Below are 7,365 nucleotides of genomic sequence, written 5' to 3'. Positions count from 1 at the left end.
GGGCCCGGAACCCCGCGGGGTTCCGGGCCCTTCCCGGCCGCGCGCGTGCCGGCCGACGGCGTCAGTGGCCGCCCTCCTGGCCCACCATCTCCTCGACGGGCACCGGCGTGTTGGAGGGGTTGGCCGGGGTGTCCGGGGCGCCCCCGGGGATGAACTCGGCGTAGCGGGGGAAGGTGTGGTCCAGGACCGGGACCTGGTCGGTGTGGGACTCGCCGCCGGCGGTGAACTCGGTCTCCACCTTGAGACCGGGCTCGGCGCCGGCGCGGTCCAGGACGATCTCCTCGTCCTGCTCGAGGTTCACGGAGCCCCCGGCCGGGATCGGCACCTCGGCGGTGGCGCCGTCGGCGTCGATGGTCAGCGTGACGTCCTGGTCGCCGTCGTTCACCAGGGTGCCCAGCACGCGGCCCTCCTCGTCGGCGCCCGTGGCCACGATCAGCACGTTGGCCAGCTTGACGTCGCCCACCTGCTCCACGATGCCGTCCGCGGCCGAGTACACCATGGTCGTGGCCGGCGGGTTGATGTAGGCGCAACCGGTGGTGGTCAGCAGGGCGGCCGCGGCGGCGGCACTCAGGCCTGCGCGGCGCAGCTTCTGGCGGGCGGCGATCTTCACGGCGCGTACTCCTCGGGAGCTCAGGACGATGTCCCGACCAGCTTATCCGTTTGCCGACGGATCGTCCGCATCGCCGGGCCCCCGGCGCCCCGTCCGTCCCGGATCGGCGAATCCTACACCGTGTTAGAATGGAAGTTCTGAAAGGGGTATTTCCATATGGTTTTTGAGGTTGGCGAGACGGTTGTCTACCCGCACCACGGCGCGGCGACCATCGAGGAGATCAAGACCCGCACCGTCAAGGGCGAAGAGAAGATGTATCTCAAGCTCAAGGTGACCCAGGGGGATCTGGTGATCGAGGTACCCGCGGAGAACGTCGATCTGGTGGGCGTGCGCGACGTCGTCGACGAGGACGGGCTCAAGAAGGTCATCTCGGTCCTGCAGGCGAAGGACACCGAGGAGGCCAGCAACTGGTCCCGGCGCTACAAGGCCAACCTCGAGAAGCTCGCCTCGGGCGACGTGCTCAAGGTCGCGGAGGTCGTGCGCGACCTCTGGCGCCGCGACCGCGACCGCGGGCTCTCGGCGGGGGAGAAGCGGATGCTGACGAAGGCCCGCCAGATCCTCACCTCCGAGCTGGCGCTCGCCAAGAAGATCGACGAGGAAGAGGCCGAGAAGCGCCTCGACGACATCCTGGCGTCCTGACCGACCCGTGACCGGGAACGCACCACGGTCCACCACGGCGAACCCGCTCTCCCCGGAGGGCGGGTTCGCCGTCGTCGTCGTCGCCGCGGGGTCCGGCACGCGGCTCGGGCACGGCATCCCCAAGGCCCTGGTGGCGCTCGACGGCCGGCCCCTGCTGGAGCACGCCCTGCAGGGCATCCGGGGCGCCGGGCTGTCCGGGCCCGTCCTGGTGACCGTGCCCGCCGGGGACACCGCCCTCTCCGCCACGGCCCGTGCGCACGGTGCGCGCCCGGTGACCGGAGGGAACACCCGGGCGGAGTCCGTGCGGGCGGCCCTGGCCGAGCTCGCCCGGACCGCGCCCGCCTGCACCGCGGTGCTCGTCCACGACGCCGCCCGCTGCCTCACCCCGCCCGACGTCTTCCGCATCGTCGTGGAGCGGTTGCGCGCCGGGGCCCGCGCCGTGGTCCCCGTGCTGCCCGTGGCGGACACGATGCGCCGGGTCGACGACGACGGCCGGTCGCTCGGCACCGTGGACCGCACGGTGCTGCGCGCGGTGCAGACCCCGCAGGGCTTCGACCTCGCCCTGCTCCGGGCGGTCAACCGCGACGCCGCCCGGGCCGGGACGGACCCCGGGAGCGTGACCGACGACGCCTCCCTCGTGGAGGCCCACGCCCCGGACACCGCCGTGGAGACCGTGCCCGGCCACGAGCACGCCTTCAAGATCACCCGCCCGCTCGACCTGGTGCTGGCCGAGGCGGTCCTGCGCGGGCGCGCCCCGGGCTCGGCGGCGGCGGTGCCCGTGGCCGCCCCCGCGACGGCCGCACCCGCGGCCACCGCATCCGCGACCTCCGCTCCTTCCGCCGCCCCGATGCCTGCCCCGTCTCCCGCCCCGACCCCGAGGAGCACCGAGCCGTGATCCTGCCCCGCACCGGCATCGCCGTCGACGTCCACGCCTTCGGGCCCGAGGGCACCCCGCTGTGGGTCGCGGGCCTCGAGTGGCCGGGCGAGCGCGGTCTCGCCGGGCACTCGGACGGGGACGTCGTGGCCCACGCCGCCGCGGACGCCCTGTTCTCGGCCTCCGGCACGGGCGACCTGGGCACCAACTTCGGCGTGGACCGCCCCGAGCTGAAGGGCGCGTCCGGGACGCTCATCCTCGCCGAGGCGGCCCGGATCGTGCGGGAGGCCGGATTCGAGATCGGCAACGTGGCCGTGCAGCTGATCGGGAACCGGCCGCGCTTCGCCCCGCGGCGCGCCGAGGCCGAGGCCGTGCTGACTGCCGCTGCCGGGGCGCCCGTCACCGTCAGCGCCACGACCTCCGACCGCCTCGGGCTCACGGGCCGCGGCGAGGGCCTCGCGGCCGTGGCCACCGCGCTGGTCGTCCCCGCGGACGCGCGCGGGGCCTGACCGGCGCGCCACCGCCCGCCCTTATGATGGGCCGTGTGACTCTGCGCTTCTACGACACCGCCACCGCGACCGTGCGGGACTTCGTGCCCGCCCATCCCGGCGAGGCCCGTCTGTACTACTGCGGCGCCACCGTCCAGGGAATGCCGCACATCGGCCACGTCCGCTCGGCCCTGGTCTTCGACCAGCTCGCCCGGTGGCTCGCCCACCGCGGCTACCGGGTGACCACCGTGCGCAACGTCACCGACATCGACGACAAGATCCTCGCGAACTCGGCCGCGTCCTTCGACCCCGGCTACGGCGGCGACCACCCCCGCGAGCCGTGGTGGGCGCTCGCCTACCGGTTCGAGCAGGCGTTCAACGCCGCCTACGACGCGATCGGCGTGGGCCGGCCCACCTACGAGCCGCGCGCCACCGGGCACATCCCCGAGATGCACGCCCTGATCCGCACCCTCGTCGACGCCGGGCACGCCTATCCGGCCCCGGACGGCTCCGGGGACGTCTACTTCGACGTCCGCTCCTGGGAGCGCTACGGCGAGCTCACCCACCAGTCGGTCGACGACATGCAGGACGCCCCCGACGCCGACCCCCGCGGCAAGCGCGACCCCCGGGACTTCGCCCTGTGGAAGGGGCACAAGGCGGGCGAGCCGGAGACCGCCCGGTGGGACTCGCCGTGGGGCCCCGGCCGGCCCGGCTGGCACCTCGAGTGCTCCGCCATGGCCGCGAAGTACCTCGGCGAGCACTTCGACATCCACGGCGGGGGGCTGGACCTGCGCTTCCCCCACCACGAGAACGAGCTCGCCCAGTCGACGGCGGCCGGCCAGCCGTTCGCGACCCTCTGGCTGCACAACGGACTGGTCACGTACGCGGGCGAGAAGATGTCCAAGTCGATCGGCAACACCGTCTCCCCGGCGGACATGCTCGCCGAGGCCAGGCCGCTGGCCGTGCGCTACTACCTGGGCCAGGCCCACTACCGGTCCGTGCTGGACTACCGGCCCACGTCCCTGGCCGAGGCCACGGCCGCGGTGGAGCGGGTCGAGGCCTTCCTCCGCGCGGCCCGGGACACCGGGGCCGACCTCGAGGGGACGGCCGGGGACGTGCCGCAGGCCTTCGGGGACGCGATGGACGACGACCTCAACGTGCCGCAGGCCCTCGCGGTCCTGCACGAGACGGTCCGCGCCGGCAACTCCGCGCTCGCCGACGGCCTGGGCGCCGCCGCGCCCGCCCGCGCGGTGCGCGCCATGACCGACGTCCTCGGCCTGACCGGGCTCATGGACCTCGGGGACGCCGCCGGGAACGCGGCCGAGCACGCGGCCCTCGACACCCTCGTGCGCTCGCTGCTGGCCCAGCGCGACCGCGCCCGGGCCGCCAAGGACTGGGCCCGGGCCGACGCCATCCGGGACGAGCTCGCCGCCGCCGGCGTCGCGGTGCGCGACGCCGCCGGCGGATCCACCTGGTCCGTGTCCTGACCGGGCCGCACCACACCGACCGAACAGAGGAACCCATGCCAACCCCCAAGCAGCGTCCCGGCGCGATCCGCAAGAACAAGAAGGGCCCCCTCGTCGGCACCGGCGGCCACGGCCGCAAGGCCCTCGAGGGCCGCGGTCCCACCCCCAAGGCCGAGGACCGCCCGTACCACAAGGCGCACAAGATGAAGAAGGCCGCCGAGCGCCGGCAGGGCGCGGGCGGCCGGTCCCCGGCCCGGACCCGCGGCAAGGTCCAGGAGGACCTCGTCACCGGGCGGAACTCGGTGGTCGAGGCGCTGCGCGCCGACATCCCCGCCAAGGCCCTGTACGCGGCGAGCAAGATCGACGTGGACGACCGGGTGCGCGAGATCCTGCAGCTCTGCGCCGAGCGCGGGATCACGATCCTCGAGGCCTCCAAGGGCGAGCTCGACCGGCTCACCAGCGACGCCGTGCACCAGGGCGTGGCCCTGCAGGTGCCCGCCTACGAGTACCAGGACGCGGTGGACACCGCCCGCCGGCTCATGACCCAGTGGGAGAAGCGGCACATCCGCCGCCCCCCGCTGATGGTCGCCCTCGACGGCATCACCGACCCCCGCAACCTCGGTGCCATCATCCGCAGCGTCTCCGCGTTCTCCGGCAACGCCGTGATCGTGCCCGAGCGCCGCTCCGTGGGCGTCACCGCCTCCGCCTGGAAGACCAGCGCCGGCGCCGCGGCCCGGGTGCCCGTCACGAAGGCGGCCAACCTCAACCGCACGCTCGAGGAGCTCAAGGCCATGGGCTACTTCGTGGTCGGCCTCGACGGCGGCGGCGACGTCGAGCTGCCCGGCCTGGAGCTGGCCACCGAGCCGCTCGTGATCGTGGTCGGCTCGGAGGGCAAGGGCCTGTCCCGGCTGGTCACCGAGAACTGCGACCAGATCGTCTCGATCCCCATCGACTCCACGATGGAGTCCCTCAACGCCTCGATGGCCGTGGGCATCACCCTGTACGAGGTCTCGCGGCGCCGTGCTGGTTCCTGAGCCCCGGCGGCAGGACACCGGCCGGCCGTACGTCTCCCACCCCTACCCGCTCGGGGTCCACCCCTCGCCCGAGCGCGACGGCAGCGCGAACGTGGCCGTCTACGCCCCGGGGGTCCCCGACCTCGACATCGTGTTCCGGCTGCCCGGCGGCCGCTGGCAGCGGCGCCGGCTCACCGGACGCACGGGCGGCGTGCACCACGGGACGGTCCCGCCGGCCGAGCAGCAGCGGCTCTCGGAGACGGGCTTCGACTACCTGCGGCACCGGGACGAGGCCCCGGCCCTGCCCGCGGGCACGGAGTACGGCTTCGTGCCCGCCGACTCGCAGATCGCCTCCCGGCACCGCGCCCCCGACCCCGCCGACGAGCAGATCCTGCTCGATCCCTACGGCAAGGGGCTGCGCCGCGTCGCCCCGCCGCCCGGGATCGAGAACCCGGGCCCCGACGCCTACGGGGGGCGCTACGTCTCCGTGGTCGCCCAGCAGGACTTCGACTGGGACGAGGACCGCAGTCCCGCCACCCCGTGGCGGGACACCGTCGTCTACGAGGCGCACGTCAAGGGTCTGACCGCCCTGCACCCGGACGTCCCGGAGGACCTCCGGGGGACGTACGCCGGCCTCGCGCACCCGGCGATGACCGAGTACCTCACGTCCCTGGGCGTCACGGCCGTCGAGCTCCTGCCCGTGCACGCCCACCTGGACGAGCCCCACCTCACGTCGCTCGGGCTGAGCAACTACTGGGGCTACAACACGCTGGGCTTCTTCGCCCCGCACGCCGGCTACGCGACCGAGGCCGCCCGCGCCCGGGGCCCGCAGGGCGTGCTCGACGAGTTCAAGGCCATGGTCCGGGAGCTGCACCGGGCAGGGCTCGAGGTCTACCTCGACGTGGTCTACAATCACACGGCGGAGGCCGGCCAGGGCGAGCCCGCCTACTGCTGGCGGGGGCTCGGCGACGAGGCCTACTACCGCCACGGCGAGGACGGCCGCTACGTGGACGTCACCGGGTGCGGCAACTCCGTGAACTTCGGCAACCCCCGCGTGGTGCAGATGGCGCTGGACTCCCTCCGCTACTGGGTGGAGCGGTGCCACGTGGACGGCTTCCGCTTCGACCTCGCCCCCGAGCTGGCCCGGGACGAGCGCCACCGCTTCACCCGCAACCACCCCTTCCTGGTGGCCGTCGGCGCCGATCCCGCCCTGTTCGGGACGAAGCTCATCGCCGAGCCCTGGGACGTGGGCATGGGCGGGTGGCAGACCGGCCACTTCCCCGAGGGGTGGGCGGACTGGAACGACCGCTTCCGGGACACCGTCCGCGACTTCTGGCTCACCGGCCCGCGCAGCATGAGCCTGGGCGGGGACGGGGGCAACGCCGCACGGCTCGCCGGGGCGCTCGCGGGCTCCTCGGACATGTTCGCCGCCTCCGGGCGCAGCGCCCTGGCGTCGCTGAACTTCGTGACCGCCCACGACGGCTTCACCCTGGCGGACCTGGTCTCCTACGACAACAAGCACAACCAGGACAACCTGGAGAAGAACCGGGACGGGACCAACGACAACCACTCGTGGAACCACGGGGTGGAGGGCCCGGCGCGCGACGTCCGGGTCCGGGCCGACCGGGCCCAGACGGCGCGCAACGTCATGGCCACCCTGCTGTTCTCCCAGGGCGTGCCCATGATCACGGCGGGGGACGAGTTCGGCCGCAGCCAGCGGGGGAACAACAACGCCTACTGCCAGGACAACGAGCTGTCCTGGGTGGACTGGCGGCTCACCCCGGCGGACCGCGCGATGCTCGCGGCCACGCGCTCCCTGGTGGGCGTGCGGGGGGAGTTCCTGGCGGGGCAGCCGTCCCACTTCCCGACCCGCCCGGACGAGGTGATGATGCACTGGTTCGGTCCCGGCGGCTCGGCCATGACCGCCACCGACTGGCAGACCCCGGGGGCGCGGACCATCCAGGTGCTGATCGGCTCCCGCGGCGGACGGATCGCCGGGCTCATGGTGATCAACGGTGCGAGCGCCGACATGGCGATCACCTTCCCCGAGGTCGCGGACCTGCTGCGGGAGGAGGAGGCCGGACATCCCCTCCAGCGGGCCGACGGCGTCTACTCCCTGGTGCACAGCACGGCCTCCGTGCTGCACGGGCGCTACGGGGCGCGCTACCGGGCCGGACAGGCGCAGGGCGTCCCCGCCGGCTCGGTGACCCTCTTCCGGGTGCTCTGAGCCGCGGCGGCGGACGGCAGGAGGGGCCGCACCCCACGGGGTGCGGCC

At 74.0% G+C, this 7,365-nt stretch carries 7 protein-coding genes; 6 read left to right on the top strand and 1 reads right to left on the bottom strand.

Annotated features, from left to right (window positions below):
* Positions 1–61 precede the first annotated feature (61 nt).
* Positions 62–610, bottom strand: a complete 549-nt coding sequence (locus ACFU0Y_RS15800) for a hypothetical protein (RefSeq protein ID WP_380215525.1) — start codon at positions 608–610, stop codon at positions 62–64.
* A gap of 156 nt (positions 611–766) precedes the next feature.
* On the opposite strand from ACFU0Y_RS15800, the gene ACFU0Y_RS15795 reads away from it, so the two are divergent.
* Genes ACFU0Y_RS15795 through glgX form a run of 6 tightly spaced genes read left to right on the top strand, consistent with a single transcriptional unit; the run spans position 767 to position 7,317 of the window.
* Positions 767–1,249 (top strand): CarD family transcriptional regulator, encoded by a 483-nt coding sequence (locus ACFU0Y_RS15795; RefSeq protein WP_017831963.1) that lies wholly within the window; start codon positions 767–769, stop codon positions 1,247–1,249.
* A 7-nt stretch (positions 1,250–1,256) separates the two neighbouring features.
* A complete protein-coding gene (ispD, locus tag ACFU0Y_RS15790) occupies positions 1,257–2,144 on the top strand; it encodes a 2-C-methyl-D-erythritol 4-phosphate cytidylyltransferase (RefSeq protein ID WP_380215523.1) in 888 nt (295 codons plus the stop codon).
* Positions 2,141–2,632: a 2-C-methyl-D-erythritol 2,4-cyclodiphosphate synthase gene (gene ispF / locus ACFU0Y_RS15785; protein WP_380215521.1), complete on the top strand. Its 492-nt coding sequence runs from the start codon at positions 2,141–2,143 to the stop codon at positions 2,630–2,632. The genes ispD and ispF overlap by 4 nt, the downstream gene beginning before the upstream one ends.
* 35 nt (positions 2,633–2,667) lie before the next feature.
* The gene (gene cysS, locus ACFU0Y_RS15780) at positions 2,668–4,098 is read left to right on the top strand and encodes a cysteine--tRNA ligase (RefSeq protein ID WP_380215519.1); all 1,431 of its coding nucleotides are present in this window, start codon (positions 2,668–2,670) and stop codon (positions 4,096–4,098) included.
* Between the two features lie 35 nt (positions 4,099–4,133).
* Positions 4,134–5,111, top strand: coding sequence for a 23S rRNA (guanosine(2251)-2'-O)-methyltransferase RlmB (rlmB, locus tag ACFU0Y_RS15775; protein WP_380215517.1), 978 nt, complete (start codon positions 4,134–4,136; stop codon positions 5,109–5,111).
* Positions 5,098–7,317: a glycogen debranching protein GlgX gene (gene glgX, locus ACFU0Y_RS15770; protein WP_380215515.1), complete on the top strand. Its 2,220-nt coding sequence runs from the start codon at positions 5,098–5,100 to the stop codon at positions 7,315–7,317. Before rlmB ends, glgX begins: the two co-directional genes overlap by 14 nt.
* Positions 7,318–7,365: the final 48 nt, after the last annotated feature.

It is taken from the genome of Kocuria sp. NPDC057446 (assembly GCF_042802875.1).
Lineage (GTDB): Bacteria > Actinomycetota > Actinomycetes > Actinomycetales > Micrococcaceae > Kocuria.
Note: the sequence above shows the minus strand (reverse complement) of the source record. Positions and strands in the feature narration are given on the sequence as shown.